A 14,983-nucleotide genomic window follows, 5' to 3' on the forward strand; every position below is an offset into this window, starting at 1 on the left:
ATTCATAACGTAACAATACCGACTCTTGATGGGACTACGCAGATCGATCATATCTTCGTGTCTCGGTTTGGCATTTTTGTCGTAGAAACTAAGAACATGAAGGGCTGGATTTTCGGAGGTGAACATCAATCACAGTGGACACAGCAGATATTCAAGAAATCCTTCAAGTTCCAAAACCCCCTCCGTCAGAACTACAAACACGTAAAAGCGCTGGAGGCGGCACTTGATCTACCCGCTGAGACTATCCACTCGGTAGTCGTTTTTGTAGGAAACAGCACGTTCAAATCTCCTATGCCTGCTAATGTCACGAAAAGTGGTGGTTACATCACCTACATCAAGTCGTTCACTGAGCCGGTACTCAGTGAGTCACAAGTCCAAGGGGCTCTGACTCAAATACAGTTAGGTCGGCTAGGCCCCACTCGGAGAACACACGTACAGCACGTCCAGCGACTTAAAGCTCGCTCCGATCCTTCTGCCGAGCGTAGGTGTCCGAAATGTGGGAGCCCCATGATTGTGCGCACAGCTAAAAAAGGGGCCCATGCTGGCAAACAGTTCTGGGCATGCTCAGACTATCCAACATGCAGGACTGTGCAAAATATCACCTAAGGCATCTTTTGGCTTCTTCCTCATCATCTGCGATGCCTAATTGATGATTCGAACCCGGATGACTGCTGATGAAAATACCGGCCATTGGGACCAAGAACGACTAACTGACTGCTTGGGGTCGAGAGCAGCACATCCTCAGAGATTCGCAGCAATGGGCTGCGCCTATCTCATGCGGGCATCGTGCAACATGCCTATTCAAGTGATGGACGAAGCAGCAGGGCGCCGATCGTTATCTCTCTGGCCGGAGTTCTTGCCTCGGCCTCATCAAGCGTTTCGCATATTCCAACCATGGCCGGCGCTTTGTTCGGAGCGCTCGTACTGAGTTCATGCTCGCCGCATGTCAGCAGGGCACCAAGCATTTCTTCTATGGCCGTGTCTTGCTGCGCGATCTGCCAGCCAGATGGTGCCGTCATGCCCATGGACCTGCTCATGGGCGTAGCCACCGGCTCGACACGCTCCGCAATCGGGGTTATGACAGGAAACTTTGCCGACTCAGGGGGCTTGGTTGCCGCGCGAGGCGCGTTTGGGCCAACCATCCGCTCAAAGGCCTGAATGACGCTCGCAAACGTGGACTTGAACTCGGTAACGTCATCCGGGACTATCGCCGCGTTCACCGCCTCGTTCCGCACGTTAATCAGATACTCGAGCTGCGTGATCAGGGCGGTGGACAGGCGCCAGCGCACACTGTCCAGCTTGGCATGGAGGTCCGGACCCTTTGCACCGAGATTTGTGCTCAGGACTCGCTCGAGTTCGACGCTGTTGCGGATGATGACTTCAAACGAGGACATGGATGGGTGCTCTGTGCCGACCTGTTCGGATGGCGCCTGATGTGTCTGTCGTATAGGGCGGCTTCAAGATGCAGTTCGCCAAGAACCCCAAAATAGGCGCTATGAACATAGTGGGATATGGGGAGACAATCAACACTGAATCTCCGTCGGTTTTCCCAACGCCGCATCGCTGTTAAGTTGCTCCCGTGTCAGCATGCGTCCGATAGCCGATCGTCTGATGGATACATGCACATGACTGGTCGGGGACGATCGGGGACATAGGCGGCTCCGGGCAGCTGCTGCCGGTCGCCGCCCTCGTAAATCAGTCGTTTGCACGGCCGGTTCCTGTGGGCAGCGTAGAAAATTTTCCTCGTCGCCTGTCGTGTCTGCTGAGTGAGGCAAAAGGCAAGAGGGTATCTGACCCTCTATCTTTTTCGAGCCAGCCACATTGAGTTGCCAACTCAGGATTGGGTGCCACTAAAGAGGTTGTATGGACGCTATTGAAACGAACCGGCTTGTCCTCAGAAATTTCCGGAGCGGGGATGCGCCCGGGCTTTACGCATATCTAAATGAACCCGGAGCGAGTTGCTTTCTCTCCATGAAACTCGAGGGCATGGATGCGGCTGAAGCGGAGGTTGAAAATCGAAGCCGAAGCGATGACCACATCGCTGTCTGCCTGAAAGATTCAGGCGAAGTGATCGGAGACGTGTTTGCCATTCCCGAAGAGGACACGTTCGCGGTCGGGTGGAATTTCAATGGGGATTTCAGTGACTGTGGATTTGCTACCGAAGCCGCCAGGGCTTTGTTCAGCTATCTGTTCAGCGTCAGAGGCGCCCGCCGGCTCTATGCCTATGTAGAGGACCACAACCGCGCCTCCCGGCGTCTGTGCGAGCGATTGGGGATGCGGCAGGAGGGGTTGTTTCTCGAATATGTATCGTTCAAAAAGGACGAAAGCGGAGAACCAATCTTCGAAAATACCATGCAGTTCGCCATCCTGCGAAAGGAATGGCTTCAAAGCGGTGAGCGGTAGTCCATTGCAAGATCACGCACCCCGCAACAGACCCGCATAAATGCCGTTGAGAGCCACCAACTGGTCATGGCTGCCCTGTTCCACGATGCGCCCCGCCTGCATGACCACGATCAGGTCGGCATGGCGGATGGTCGACAGCCGGTGCGCAATGGTAATCGTTGTACGGTCCTTCGACATCCGTGTCAGCGCCAATGACATTGCGCGTTCGGTTCGGGTATCGAGAGCACTGGTCGCCTCATCCAGCAGCAGCACTGGCGGGTCGCGCAGGATAGTGCGGGCCAGTACCAGACGCTGCTTCTCGCCTCCGGAGAAGCGGTAGCCATCTTCGCCTACCAGCGTGCCGTAGCCTTCGGGCAGCGACGCGACATGGTCGTGGATCTGGGCGATCTTTGCCGCCGCGAACAATTCGGCTTCGGTCGCGTCGGGCTTTGCGAAGCGCAGGTTCTCCGCCACCGAAGCATGCAGCAGATAGGGATCCTGCGAGACGACACCAAGCATTTCGGACAGTGATTGAAAGCTCATGTCGCGCAGATCGACGCCGTCGAACCGGATCGCGCCGCTGTCCACATCGTAAAGTCGCGCCAGCAGATATCCCAACGTCGTCTTGCCAGAACCGGTCGGACCGACGATTGCGACATGGCTGCCTGCGGGAATGGTCAAGCTGATGTCGTGGACGGCGGGACGGCCTTCCTCCCGATAGGCGAAGCTGACATGGTTCAGTTCCACCTCGCCGCGCATGTCCGCACGCCGGATTGTAACGGGATCGGGCCGCTCGGTGATTTCGACGGGCTTGTCCAGATACTCGAAAATCCGGGCGAACAGGGCGCGCGTTTTTCGTGTGTCCCGGCCGATTTCCAGCAACTGTTCGAAGGGCCACAAAAGTTGCTCCTGCAGAGCGATCATCGCGACCAGCGTTCCGATGGTAGCGGGGTTGCCGGTCCGCGTCAGCAGCCCGCCTGCCAGCAACGTGATCGCCGGCAGGACCGCCAACGCAAAGCCGATCAGCGACCATTGCCATTCACCAGCGGTATGGGATTTCACTTCAAGTTTCGCCAGGTCGCCCGAGATGCGGGCGAAACGTTGCGTCAGATGCGGTCCCCGTCCCATGGTGCGGGCGAGGATGATCCCCGACGCTGAAAGCGTCTCCTGCACGGCGACCGACATATCGGCAGCGCGCGCCTGTTGCTGGTAGGTCAGAGCCTCGCGCACCCGGGCCACGCGATTGCTGATCAGGACCGTCCCCGGCACGATGAATAGAACGAAGAGTGCCAGCCGCCAGTCGAGGATCAGAATGGCGATGGCGGTCATGACGACCGCGCTGAGCGAGCGGCCGAGTTCATTCGCGGTTTCGGTCACCAGCGATTGCAGCCCGTCGATGTCACTGGCGATGCGCGATTGAACTTCGCCCACTCGGGTTCCGGTGAAAAAACGCAGCGAGAGGCTTTGGAGATGGGCGTAGAGCCTCACCCGCAGATCGTGCAGAACCGTCTGTCCGATGCGTGAACTGAGGATGACTTGACCAGCGCTGATCGCAGCCGACAGAAACGCCACAAGGATCATGCCCGCCACCAGCCAGACTAGCAGCCCGATATCGTTCCGTGGCAAGGCTTCATCGATGACCGCACGCAGCAGGAACGGACCTGCCAGGCCAGTCGCCGAAGCTACCACCATAAGCAAACTGACCGCAGCGATCCGCTTCCGATAGGGGGCGAACAGCGCCAGCACGCGCCGGATGGAAACATGCTGCGCGGCAAGATCGTCATAATCGTCGGGATCCTGAAGGTGTGGGGTCATTGAGATCTCAAGTTGCGTACTCATTGAACGGTCGGGGAGCGGCTTCGCCTGCGATCAAGCCCCATGATTCCAGCCGATCCTCCGTGCGGAGTCGGCCGACTGCGCTCGACCCGGTGGAACACACTAGCGCCTCGGAACGAAGAATGCGAAGCCCCAGTGATCTACGCCACGGCTACCGAAATGCATGTAGGCAGCCAGGCGAAGAGGGGATTTCCCTTGATTTTACCAATGCCTTCACTGTCCGCCGCATTCACTGTTCTGGGATTTCGACGCGATCGGTTACATAGCCATGGGCTTGGCGACGCTGGTGGCAATCCCGGCACTGGGCCGAACGGGTTCGGAGGGAAGGGTAAGGCTCGCCTTCCTGGCCAATGCTGTCGTCACCCCTATGATTGCCACCGTTTACTTTTCCCAAACTACGCGTACGGATTGCTGTTGCTCGGGTTTCCATGGGCGATCACCGCGCCGCTGTCCATGCTCCTGCTGCGAAGAAGAGCATCCGAGGCGTGAGCGGTATCCGAACTGGCGTATGCGCGTAAATGCGCGGCTGCGGCGTTAGGTGTTCGAGGTTGCCCGATCTGGATTCCGTTATGGGCTGCCTGCCGAGGGGCAATGATGTCCTGAGTTGCCGCATCGGCGTACGAGCCTGTCTCGTGCGGTCCGCCGTGTCGACTTACAATACAGCTTCCTCCGTGCGGTATGACGCCGGAGCGGGCGGCGCCAGCTTTAGGAGAATTCTTTGATGAAGCCGATGGGAGGCAGATTGCGCGAACGACTGCGCGCCTTTATCGAAAGGCCCGCGGTGCAGCGGGGCATCGTGGGGCTCATCCTCGCCAATGCGGTAGTGCTTGGCCTCCAAACATCGCCCCGCGTCATGGCGAACTGGGGTTCGGTCCTCATCGTTCTGGATCAGGCGATTGTGGCCGCGTTCGTGGTCGAGATCGCCATACGCCTGTATGTGCACAAGCTGGCGTTCTGGCGCGACCCCTGGAGCGTGTTCGATTTCTCCGTCGTGGCGATCGCGCTGGTGCCGGCCGCCGGTCCCTTCTCCGTGCTGCGGGCGCTCAGGGTTCTGCGGGTCTTGCGGCTGCTGACCATGGTGCCCTCCATGCGCCGCGTCGTGGGCGCGCTGCTCGCGGCCATCCCGGGACTGGGCTCGATCATCGTCGTGCTGGCGATCCTGTTCTATGTTTTCGGCGTTATCGCCACGAATCTGTTCGGCGCGGATTATCCGGCCTGGTTCGGTACCCTGGGGCGGTCGCTATACACGCTGTTCCAGATCATGACGCTGGAGAGTTGGTCGATGGGGATAGCCCGGCCGGTGATGGAGAATTTCCCCTACGCCTGGGCCTTCTTCGTACCCTTCATCCTCGTGGCCACCTTCACCATGCTGAATCTGTTCATCGGCATCATCGTGAACGCGATGCAGACCTATAGCGAGGCCGAGCACGAAGAGACCGTGCACGTCTTGCAGATGACGCAGGACCACATCGAAGCGGATCTGCACGGCGAGGTGCGGCGATTGCGCGAGGAGATTGCGGAGCTGAAGCAGATGTTGTCGCAGCGCCTGGGCGGTCGCGACAACTGAAAGTCATGCAGGCGGCGCGCTCTCAGCGGTTCTCCGTTCGCCGCCCCATATGGATGCTGCGGCCGCTGAATCGGCGATAGATCAATTCGGTGACGAGGGAAAAGCCGATCAGCGCGGCAAGACCGCCGATCTGCCAACGGGTGTGCGCATCGCTGAGCACCTGGATGCACAGTGCCGCGAGCGCCAGCACGCAGGCGACCAGGCCGGCGGCGGCCAGTGCCGGGCGGGCGCCGGTTTCGCGGGCCAGGCGCAGGTTGGCCAGATTGACCGCGGCGAACACCAGCAGGAATCCGGCGCTGCCCAGTGCGGCGATGGCCGACAGCGGTACGCCGTTGACCAGCAGCAGGGCGAGCACGGCAAACAGCGCCAGGCCTTCGACCGGCTGGTTGCGGATGTCGTGTTCGAAGGCTTCGGGCAGTTCGCCGTACTTGGCAATGAGATAGGTGAGCCGGCCGGAACTGTAGAAGGTGGCGTTGATGGCCGAAGCGGTGGCGGCCAGCGCGGCGACGACGATGGCGACGGCGCCGCCGTGGCCTAGCATCTGCTGCGCGGCGGCGGATAGCACGTTGTCGCGGTGCGCGGCGATCGCGCCGAAGCCGAGGTGCAGCAGCACGGCGGCAGCGATGCCCATGTAGACCAGCAGCACGATGGCGACGCCGCCGAGATAGGCGATGGGCATCGAGCGGCGCGGGTCGGCGGCCTGCGGTGCGGCATTGGCGATGAGTTCGAAGCCTTCGTAGTTGAGGAAGATGACCATGGCGCCGGCGAGCAGTGGCAGCGGGGCGACCCACTGCACGGGTGCGAGCCGCGCGGGTTCGCCGGGCATCAGCAGGCCGGCGGCGATGAAGCCGGCGAGCAGGATCAGCTTGAGTACGTTGAGGCTGTTCTCGCTGCGGATGACCAGGTGCGGGCCGAGAAAGTTGAGCACCGCGAGCACGATCAGGACCGCGCTGGCGAGGATCTGGCGGGTGGTCTCGCCGCCGCCGAACAGTTCCGCGCCGTAGCTGCCGAAGGCGTAGGCGTAGACGGCGAGCAGGATGACGTAGCTCAGGCACAACAGGATGTTGAGCGCGCCGGTGAACACGCCGGGGCCGAAGGCGCGGTTGAGAAACTCCACTGTGCCCCCTGCGCTGGGGTAGCGCAGGGTGAGCTTGAGGTAGGACCAGGCGGTGAGCAGGGCGACGACGCCCGACGCGGCGAAGGCGAGCGGCGCCGCGCCGCGGGTCAGCTCGATGGTCAGACCGGTGACGGCGAAGATGCCGCCACCGATCATGCCGCCGATGCCGATGGAGAGCAGCGCGCCGGTGCCGAGCCTGTCGCCCGCTTTTCCGCCCGCGCTTGCCTGGACGGCTTCAGCCATGGTGGAAGTGGCCGTCTGCCTCGGCCTGCTTGGGGCGGCTGGGCGGATCGGCCTCGAGTTCCTCGATGACCTTGTCCAAGTCGTTCATCAGCATGTCGGCCATGTCGCGCGAGAAGCCTTCGCGCACCACCACGCGCAGCACGGCGACGCTCTCGGCCTCGGGCGGCATGGTGTAGGCCGGCACCTGCCAGCCGCGGACGCGCAGGCGTTCGGAGACGTCGTACACGGAATAGCGCGAGGCGTCCTTGAGGCGGAAGGCGAACACCGGGATGGCGGAGCCGTCGCTGAGCAGTTCGAAGGGACCGAGGGCGGCGATCTTCGAGGATAGCTCGGTGGCGGTGTCGCGCAGCGTGGACATGATGCGCGTGTAGCCCTCGCGGCCGAGACGCAGGAAGTTGTAGTACTGGCCGACGATCTGGTTGCCGGGGCGCGAGAAGTTCAGGGTGAAGGTCGGCATGTCGCCGCCCAGGTAGTTGACGTGGAACACCAGCTCTTCGGGCAGGTGCTGCTTGTCGCGCCACACCGCCCAGCCGACGCCGGGATAGACCAGTCCGTACTTGTGGCCGGAGGCGTTGATGGAGACGACGTTGGGCAGGCGGAAGTCCCAGCGCAGCTCGGGGTGGATGAACGGCGCGACGAAGCCGCCGCTGGCGGCGTCGATGTGCAGCGGCACGGCCAGATCATGCGCGGCGTTGTGCGCGACCACGGCGTCGTGGATCGCTTCGATGGGCTCGAACTCGCCGGTGAAGGTGGTGCCGAGGATGGCGACCACGCCGATGGTGTTCTCGTCGATGCGCTCGACCACCTCGTCGGGGGCGATGACGTAGCGGCCTTCCTGCATCGGGATGTAGCGCGGTTCGACCTCCCAGTAGCGGCAGAACTTCTCCCACACCACCTGCACGTTGGCGCCGAGGATCAGGTTGGGCTTGCCTACCGGTTTGCCGGCAGCCTCGCGCCGTGCCCGCCAGCGCCACTTGAGCGCCATGCCGGCGAGCATCACCGCCTCGCTGGAGCCGATCGCGGACACGCCCACCGCCTCGCAGTCCTCGGGGGCATTGAACAGGCGCGCGATCATGTTGACGCAGCGCGTCTCGATCTCCGCGGTCTGCGGGTACTCGTCCTTGTCGATCATGTTCTTGTCGAAGGTCTCGGCCATCAGCCGCTCTGCCTCGGGCTCCATCCAGGTGGTGACGAAGGTGGCGAGATTGAGGCGGGCGTTGCCGTCGAGCATGAGTTCGTCGTGGATCAGCTGGTAGGCCGTCTGCGGCGTCATTTCTCCGTCCGGCAGCGTGTATTTCGGTACCGGTTCGGCCATGGCGCGGGAGCCGTAGGTGGGGGCGAGGTCGGCGTCGGGTTGAAGTTTTTTGACCATGGTACGGACTCCTTGCGTGTGGTTTTTTTACCCTCTCCCCCGGCCCCTCTCCCTGGCAGGGAGAGGGGAGTTGGAGTGATCGAACGCGCAATAGCTCAGCCCCCTCTCCCTGCTGGGGAGAGGGGGCGGGAGAGAGGGTCGAAAGTGTTGCACGGATGCGTTCCAGCACCGCGTCGGTTTCGTTCAGGATCTCATGGTTCCAGAAGCGCAATACGGTGTAGTCCTGCGCGTCGAACCTGGCGTCTCGCCGGTCGTCTCTGGCACCACCGTGTTGCCCGCAGTCTGCTTCGACGATCAGTCGATGTTCCATGCAGACGAAATCAAGAATGTAGGAGCGGATGGGTTTCTGGCGTTTGAACTTCAGGCCGCAGAAGCCTTTTGCGCGGAGCTGGCACCAGTGTTTCCGTTCCGCTTCCGTCTGGTGGGCGCGTAGGGTTTTGGCGTGTTTCAGCAGGCGCGCGTGTTTTGTTGCCCTCTCCTCCGGCCCCTCTCTCGCATCCGGGAGAGGGGAGACGACAACGTCGGGTGGTGGAAGGGATTGAGTCGGTTTTGGCGGCTTTGCCGGCGTCATTTCCCTCCTCCATTGCCGTGCGTATCGGGAGAAGTGTTTATACCACTATCCGATGACATCGCATGATTCCCTCTCCCGTGCGCGGGGGAGAGGGCGCCAATGACGTTGGCCCAAGCCGGCCGGCGCCAGCGGTAGAGCAGCAGGGGAAGGACGATCATCAACGCCAGCGTGCCAAGCATCGCCGGCGCGTACACGCCTTCGGCGACGCCGCCACCCGGCGGCAGCAGGCTGATGAACAGGCAGGCGAGGGTGGTGGCGAAGCCAGTGCCGGCGACCAGCCACAGGCCCCAGGTGCGCCCGCCGGGCACACGGTAAGGACGCGGGGTGTCGGGCTCGGCGTAGCGCAGGCGGATGGCGGCGGCGAACAGTATGAGGTACATCGCGGCGTACAGGATCACTGCCGCGGAGGTAAGCAGCAGAAAGGCGGTGTCGACCGAGGGCACGACGAGAAACACCAGCGCTACTGCGCTCATCGCCAGTGCTTGCACGATGAGCAGGTTGCGCGGTACGCCCTGCCCGTTGACCTCCTGCAGCGCGGGTGGCAGGTTGCCGGCGCGGCCCGCCGCCCACAGGCCCTTGACCGGCCCGACCACCCAGGTGCTGACCTGGCCCGCTGCGCCCAGCGCCACCAGCAGCGCGGCGATCGGCACCAACGCACCGAGGTGCCAGGTGTCGAACAGCGCCTGCAGGGCCTGCACGCTGCCGGAGACCAGATCGAGCTGCGCCCTGGGGACGACGACGGCCACCGCCAGCCCGCCCAGCAGGGTGACGACGAAGCCGAGTACGGCGGCGGCGAACACGGCGATGGGGTAGTTGCGGCGCACGTCGCGTACCTCGCGCGCGTGGCTGGCCGAGACCTCGATGCCGACCACGCCGAAAATGAAGCTTAGGAACAGCACCAGCGACTGCTGCGGGTGGGCGAGCGGCAGCCAGTTGCCGGCGCTGAGCGTGAGGTCGAGATGCAAGGGGTGGCCCTGTGCGAGGTAGAGCCCGGCCAGGGCGATCAATACAAGGCTTGGCAGGAGCACGCCAGCGCCGAGGCAGACGCTGGAAATCAGCCCGGAGGCTCGGGTGCCGCGCAGGTTAGCCAGCGTTGCCGACCAGTACACGGCGAGAATCACCGCGACGATGAAATAGCGCTCGTTCGCCAGCTTCGGGTCGAAGGCGTAGGCCAGGCTGGCCGCGACGTAGGACAGGATGGAGGTGATGCCGAACAGGCTCTGCACCCACTGCAGCCACGCGGCCGTCAGGCCCCAGGGCGTGCCGAAAGCTTCCTCGACCCAGTGGAATACGCCGTTCCTGGGCCAAGCGGTGGCCAGCTCGGCCGAGATCAGGGCGATGGGCACGAGGAAGGCGAACACGGTGACGGCGTTGAAGAACACCATCTGCAGCCCGGTCTCGGCCATCATCGGCATGTTGCGCAGCGTCAGGAACAGCGCCGCAGTCATCAGCGTGAGCATGACGACGCCGAGGTGTCCGGTGTTGGCGTTCTGGCTTGGCGTCTGAGTGGGCATGCTTTGTCGGATGCGAATGCCGGCGGAAGGTTCCGCAGTCCGGATGGAACGCGAACGGCCTCGCGCTCAGTCGGACGGTGCCGTCCCGCGCGGTTTGATGAAACGGAACACCAGCGGTCCGGCGAGCATGATGATCAGGATGCGCAGCAGGTTGTGCGCCGTGACGAATGCCGGCTCGATTCCCAGCGCCACGGCGATGAGCGAGATGCCGGACAGGCCGCCGGGCGACAGCGCCAGGAACAAGGCGTCGAAGGGTAGGCCAGTGAGCCGCACGAGGACGAGACTGAACAGCACGGACAGCAGCAGCATCCAAGCGGTTCCGATGAACGAGATCGTTATGCCGCGCAGAAGTTCGCGCGGACGCACGCCGGCGAAATCCGAGCCGATGCCGCTGCCGATCACCAGTTCGGCCACGAGCAGAGGCGCCTGCGGCAGCGCGGGCAAGGGCAGTCCGGAGAGTTGTGCCGCAGCCATCAGCAGTAGTGGTCCGAGCATGGGCCCGGCGGGGATGCGCAGCAGCTTGCCCAGCGCCCAGCCGAGGCCGCCGATCCCGACTAGCGCAAGTGCCTGGGGCAGCGAGAGCATGACCCCGGCGGCGCTTGGCGCGATGCCCGTGCGGACGCCGAACAGCAGGTGATAGCTGATGACGATGGTGAATACGACGAGCACCACACGGATGGCATGGGTCAGCGCGATGGAGTGCTCGCGCCCGCCCATGGAGCCGCCGATGACGGTCATGGCCATGAAGCCGCCGGGAGCTGCGGCGAAGTAGGCGGTGACGGGATCGAAGCCGGCGAAGCGGCGCAGTAGAACATATAGGCTGGCGGTGCAGGCGGCGACGTAGAGGGCAACGGCGGCCATGGAGACTGGCCAGTGGACAACGTTGGCCAGCGTGCCGGGGTGGATGCTGGAGCCAATCATCAGGCCGACGATTACCAGCACCGCGTTCCTCAGCCAGCGCGGCAGGCCCACGGGCAGGCCGCTCATGGCGGCGGCAGCCGAGCCCAGAATGGCACCGAGCAGCCATGGCAGGGGCAGGCTGATCAGATTGAACAGGGCGCCGCCCGCGAGGCCGGCGCCGAGGGTGACGGTGGTTTGCACCGCCTTACGGATGTGGGGGCTCATGCCGAGTCCATGTCTCCAAACGGGGCCGATCCCTGGCCCGTACCGCGGTCCGGTTCGTGCCCCGTTCCGCAAATCGCCCGTCGGCGCGAGCGGGCGCTCAGCTGCCCGCCCCGGCCAGCCACAATGCGATTTGGGGGAACGCCATTACCAGCACCAGACCGATCAGGCCCATCCCGGCGTAGGGCAGTGATCCGGCTAGTATCTCACGTAGAGAGAAGTCTTCCTGAATAGCCTTGACCACGAACAGATTCATCCCGAGCGGCGGGGTGACCGCGCCGATTTCCATGTTGATGACTAGGATCACGCCGAACCAGATCAGGTCGATGTTCAGCGCCTGCAGCGCCGGTAGCAGAATGGGGACGGTCACCAGGATGGCGGCCGAGGCATCCATGAACATGCCAAGAATCAGATACAGGAAGTTGACCGCGACGAGAAACTGCATGGCACCCAGGTGCATGCCGTCGAGCCACATGGCGACGTTCTGCGGCACGCGCAGCAGCGAGAGCGTGTTGCCGAACACGGAAGCGCCCGCGATGAGCATGAGGATCAGGGAACTGGTCACCACGCTGTCGCGCGATGCCGCCCATAGCAGTTTCCAGCTCAGGGTGCGCTTGAAGAACGCGGTCAGGACGAGGGCGTAGATCACGCCGACGCCGGCTGCTTCCGTGGGGGTGAAGATGCCGAGATAGATGCCGCCCAGCACCAGCGGGATGATCATCAGGCTGCCGAACATACCCCAGGTCAGTGGTGCTTCGGGAAAAGCCTCGGTCTGCGTGGCGGTGTTCCCGTGGGAGGCGCGAAACGCGCTTGCGACCAGGGAATACAGGCTGAACAGGACCGCGAGCATGATGCCCGGCACGATCCCGGCAAGAAACAGTTTGCCTACGGAGGTGTCGGTGACCAGCGAGTACAGGATGAAGGAGATGCTGGGTGGGATCAGAATGCCGAGACTGCCGGAGACGGCCACCACGCCGGCGGACATGCGCCGGTCGTAGCCGCGGCGGAGCATCTCGGGGATGCTGATCGCGCCGATGGTGGCTGCGGTCGCGGTGGACGAGCCGGAGATGGCCGCGAAGATCGCACTCGCCAGGGTCGAGGCCACCGCCAGGCCGCCTGGCAGGCGCTTGGTGGCCCGCTGGGCGAGGTCGAACAGATCCCGGCCCGAGCCGCCCTTGAGCATGACCTGCCCCATCAGGATGTAGAGCGGGATGGCGATGATGACGAAGTTCTCGATGCTGTGATAGGCCGTGTTGGCAAGCGCATTCATGCCGGGCTCGAAGCCGATGATCAGCATGTAGCCGAGCATGCCGCTGATCAGCAGCGAAATGGCGATGGGAATGCCCAGGATGAGCAGCACCGCCAGGGAAAGTATGGTGAGGGTAAAGGCCACGTCCGCTCCGTTCTTGAGGTGATAGCGTCTGTCGGGACGTCGTTAGTCAGTTGTCTTTGCGCGTCAGCCGGCGCAGCAACTTGTGCAGTTCGGCGACCAGCCATAGGGCTGCGCTTATCGGCAGCGCCACTTTGGCGACCCAGGTATGCCACTGCACGACGTCCAGCGTCGTTTCGTTGTCGACGAAGCTGGAATGCCATTGCTGGGCGCTGGCAATGAGGAGCAGAACCAGGAAGCCCGCCACGATGACGAACCGTATCAGGCTCAGCACAATGCCGCGTCCGAAGATGTTCTCCAGCGCGATGCCGGCGGTGACGTGTTTGTCTCGATATGCCGTCAGCACGGCCCCGATGAAGGCCGTCCAGACGAGCGTGAATATCGTCAGGTCGTAGACCCAGGAATTGTCGATGTGCAGAAGCCGCAACAGGATCAGCAGTGCGATGCCGGCGGTGAGCAGCAGCATCAGGCCGGCGGCAAGATGGCCGGCCACGTCGGCCAGCAGGCCGGTCAGTACGGTTGCGCGTTCGAGAAACCGGCGCCGTGGAGCGGCGCCGGTCTGTTCAGGTCTGTTCGCAGACATGGGGGCTGACTCGGCTCTTACTTCTGGCCGGCGCTGGCGTCTTTGACGAACTGCTTGCCGATCGGGCCGGCTTCCTGCAAGTACTTCTTCAGCTCGAACTGGTAGGCGGTCTTCTTCCAGACGGCCAGCTGGGCCTTGGTCGGGCGGTAGATGTGGTCGCCGTGTGCCTTGGCGGCGGCGATGTCACGCTTGAACCCGTTTTCGATGTGCGCAACGGTGTCCTTCTCCGTGCTGGCCGCGGCCTTGGAGATGATCGAGCGCTGCTCGGGCGTGAGGCTCTTCCACCAGCTCAGGTTGACCATGGTCGGATAGACCAGCGGGCAGTAGTGGATGGCGGTGATGTACTTGGTCACCTCATACCACTTGCGCGAGACGATGGTGGACAGACCGGAGACGCCGCCGTCCAGCGTGCCGCGCTGAATCGCGGTATAGACCTCGCTGGAATCCATCGCGACCGGAGTGGCGCCCTGCGAAATCAGGAACTTGGCGTTCAGATCGCCTTCCGAACGCAGGCGCAGGCCCTTGAGGTCGGACGGCACCTTGATGGGGTGCTTGTTGTTGGCATAGCTCATCGCATAGCCGTAGAAGCCCCAGCCGATGACCTCGACGTTGTGCTTGTTCAACTCCTTGTTGACGTCTGCGCCGAGCTTGCCGTGCAGCTTCTTCAGCAGGGTGCTCGCGTCGGTCACCATGAATGGGATGTTGTCCCAGCCCAGGGAGGGCTCAAGCTTCGACCACCAGTGCATGGCCATGACGCCCATGTTGGCGGTGCCGTTGCTCAGGCCGGAGGCCATGGTGGATTCCTTGAGCAAGGAGCCGGAAGGATAGGTCTCGACCTTGATGCTGCCGTGGCTCAACTGCTCGATCTTCTTGGCGATCGCGTTGCCCTGGTCGGCGACGGCGGTATGCGGCGGCATGTACCAGGCGAAGCGCACGGTCAGGTCCGACGCGTGTGCCGCCGTCGTGGCGAACAGCAGCGAGGCGGCGCCGAGTGCGGCAAGAAATAGCTTGCGAGTGCTCATCATCATGCGGTTTTCTCCTCTCGATTCTAGGTATATGCACAGCCGGCGTTGCCGCGTGCGGCCGCCATTCGCTCCGGTGGGTGGGAAGGCGGTCCAGCTGAGCATTTGGGCAATCCTATTCGGCGCGTCCGTCCGAACTTAACGGTGGCCCGAATTGCCTGCGTATAAGCAGCATTAAGAGACTTTTTAGCTGGCTTAGTGCCAGGGCAGTATAGGTGGGGTTTTTTGCTCTTTCATAAAATATACATATTCGTAAGAATGTGG

General features: G+C 62.7%; 12 protein-coding genes and 1 pseudogene. 3 read left to right on the forward strand and 10 right to left on the reverse strand.

Annotated features, from left to right (window positions below):
* Window positions 1-606 carry an NERD domain-containing protein gene (locus P8014_RS18180; protein WP_337818737.1) on the forward strand — a complete coding sequence of 202 codons (606 nt, stop codon included), beginning with the start codon at window positions 1-3 and terminating at the stop codon, window positions 604-606.
* A gap of 191 nt (window positions 607-797) precedes the next feature.
* Here the strand turns inward: P8014_RS18180 and P8014_RS18185 are convergent, their stop codons facing one another.
* On the reverse strand, window positions 798-1,394 hold the full coding sequence (locus tag P8014_RS18185) for a hypothetical protein (RefSeq protein WP_337818738.1): 597 nt from the start codon (window positions 1,392-1,394) through the stop codon (window positions 798-800).
* A gap of 469 nt (window positions 1,395-1,863) precedes the next feature.
* Between P8014_RS18185 and P8014_RS18190 the strand changes: the two genes are divergently transcribed.
* The gene (locus P8014_RS18190; protein ID WP_337818739.1) at window positions 1,864-2,403 is read left to right on the forward strand and encodes a GNAT family N-acetyltransferase; all 540 of its coding nucleotides are present in this window, start codon (window positions 1,864-1,866) and stop codon (window positions 2,401-2,403) included.
* A gap of 12 nt (window positions 2,404-2,415) precedes the next feature.
* On the opposite strand, the gene P8014_RS18195 is transcribed toward P8014_RS18190, so the two are convergent.
* Window positions 2,416-4,128 carry an ABC transporter ATP-binding protein gene (locus tag P8014_RS18195; RefSeq protein ID WP_337818740.1) on the reverse strand — a complete coding sequence of 571 codons (1,713 nt, stop codon included), beginning with the start codon at window positions 4,126-4,128 and terminating at the stop codon, window positions 2,416-2,418.
* An 811-nt stretch (window positions 4,129-4,939) separates the two neighbouring features.
* Between P8014_RS18195 and P8014_RS18200 the strand changes: the two genes are divergently transcribed.
* Window positions 4,940-5,785: an ion transporter gene (locus tag P8014_RS18200; RefSeq protein ID WP_337818741.1), complete on the forward strand. Its 846-nt coding sequence runs from the start codon at window positions 4,940-4,942 to the stop codon at window positions 5,783-5,785.
* A 22-nt stretch (window positions 5,786-5,807) separates the two neighbouring features.
* On the opposite strand, the gene P8014_RS18205 is transcribed toward P8014_RS18200, so the two are convergent.
* From P8014_RS18205 to P8014_RS18240, 8 genes and pseudogenes are all read right to left on the reverse strand, one after another.
* The gene (locus P8014_RS18205; RefSeq protein ID WP_337818742.1) at window positions 5,808-7,145 is read right to left on the reverse strand and encodes an APC family permease; all 1,338 of its coding nucleotides are present in this window, start codon (window positions 7,143-7,145) and stop codon (window positions 5,808-5,810) included.
* Complete coding sequence (locus P8014_RS18210) at window positions 7,138-8,517, reverse strand: glutamate decarboxylase (RefSeq protein WP_337818743.1); 1,380 nt, start codon at window positions 8,515-8,517, stop codon at window positions 7,138-7,140. Before P8014_RS18210 ends, P8014_RS18205 begins: the two co-directional genes overlap by 8 nt.
* A 202-nt stretch (window positions 8,518-8,719) precedes the next feature.
* Window positions 8,720-9,088 (reverse strand): annotated as a pseudogene (locus tag P8014_RS18215) (DUF559 domain-containing protein); the annotation flags it as partial.
* Complete coding sequence (locus P8014_RS18220; protein WP_337818744.1) at window positions 9,085-10,602, reverse strand: APC family permease; 1,518 nt, start codon at window positions 10,600-10,602, stop codon at window positions 9,085-9,087. The pseudogene P8014_RS18215 and the gene P8014_RS18220, both read right to left, overlap by 4 nt.
* A gap of 66 nt (window positions 10,603-10,668) precedes the next feature.
* Window positions 10,669-11,727: an AbrB family transcriptional regulator gene (locus tag P8014_RS18225; protein ID WP_337818745.1), complete on the reverse strand. Its 1,059-nt coding sequence runs from the start codon at window positions 11,725-11,727 to the stop codon at window positions 10,669-10,671.
* A gap of 97 nt (window positions 11,728-11,824) precedes the next feature.
* Entirely contained in the window at window positions 11,825-13,117 is a 1,293-nt protein-coding gene (locus P8014_RS18230) for a TRAP transporter large permease subunit (RefSeq protein ID WP_337818746.1), read from the reverse strand.
* A 46-nt stretch (window positions 13,118-13,163) separates the two neighbouring features.
* Entirely contained in the window at window positions 13,164-13,697 is a 534-nt protein-coding gene (locus P8014_RS18235) for a TRAP transporter small permease (RefSeq protein WP_337818747.1), read from the reverse strand.
* Between the two features lie 17 nt (window positions 13,698-13,714).
* Window positions 13,715-14,725, reverse strand: coding sequence for a TRAP transporter substrate-binding protein (locus P8014_RS18240; protein ID WP_337818748.1), 1,011 nt, complete (start codon window positions 14,723-14,725; stop codon window positions 13,715-13,717).
* Window positions 14,726-14,983: the final 258 nt, after the last annotated feature.

It is taken from the genome of Acidihalobacter sp., assembly GCF_037381185.1.
In the GTDB taxonomy this organism is placed as follows: Bacteria; Pseudomonadota; Gammaproteobacteria; order DSM-5130; family Acidihalobacteraceae; genus Acidihalobacter_A.

What these genes read in the sequence shown, in the direction of transcription:
- P8014_RS18185 (WP_337818738.1), bottom strand. Translation starts at nt 1,394, where the DNA reads ATGTCCTCGTTTGAAGTCATCATCCGCAACAGCGTCGAACTCGAGCGA.
- P8014_RS18190 (WP_337818739.1), top strand. Translation starts at nt 1,864, where the DNA reads ATGGACGCTATTGAAACGAACCGGCTTGTCCTCAGAAATTTCCGGAGC.
- P8014_RS18200 (WP_337818741.1), top strand. Translation starts at nt 4,940, where the DNA reads ATGAAGCCGATGGGAGGCAGATTGCGCGAACGACTGCGCGCCTTTATC.
- P8014_RS18205 (WP_337818742.1), bottom strand. Translation starts at nt 7,145, where the DNA reads ATGGCTGAAGCCGTCCAGGCAAGCGCGGGCGGAAAAGCGGGCGACAGG.
- P8014_RS18210 (WP_337818743.1), bottom strand. Translation starts at nt 8,517, where the DNA reads ATGGTCAAAAAACTTCAACCCGACGCCGACCTCGCCCCCACCTACGGC.
- P8014_RS18220 (WP_337818744.1), bottom strand. Translation starts at nt 10,602, where the DNA reads ATGCCCACTCAGACGCCAAGCCAGAACGCCAACACCGGACACCTCGGC.
- P8014_RS18225 (WP_337818745.1), bottom strand. Translation starts at nt 11,727, where the DNA reads ATGAGCCCCCACATCCGTAAGGCGGTGCAAACCACCGTCACCCTCGGC.
- P8014_RS18235 (WP_337818747.1), bottom strand. Translation starts at nt 13,697, where the DNA reads ATGTCTGCGAACAGACCTGAACAGACCGGCGCCGCTCCACGGCGCCGG.
- P8014_RS18240 (WP_337818748.1), bottom strand. Translation starts at nt 14,725, where the DNA reads ATGATGATGAGCACTCGCAAGCTATTTCTTGCCGCACTCGGCGCCGCC.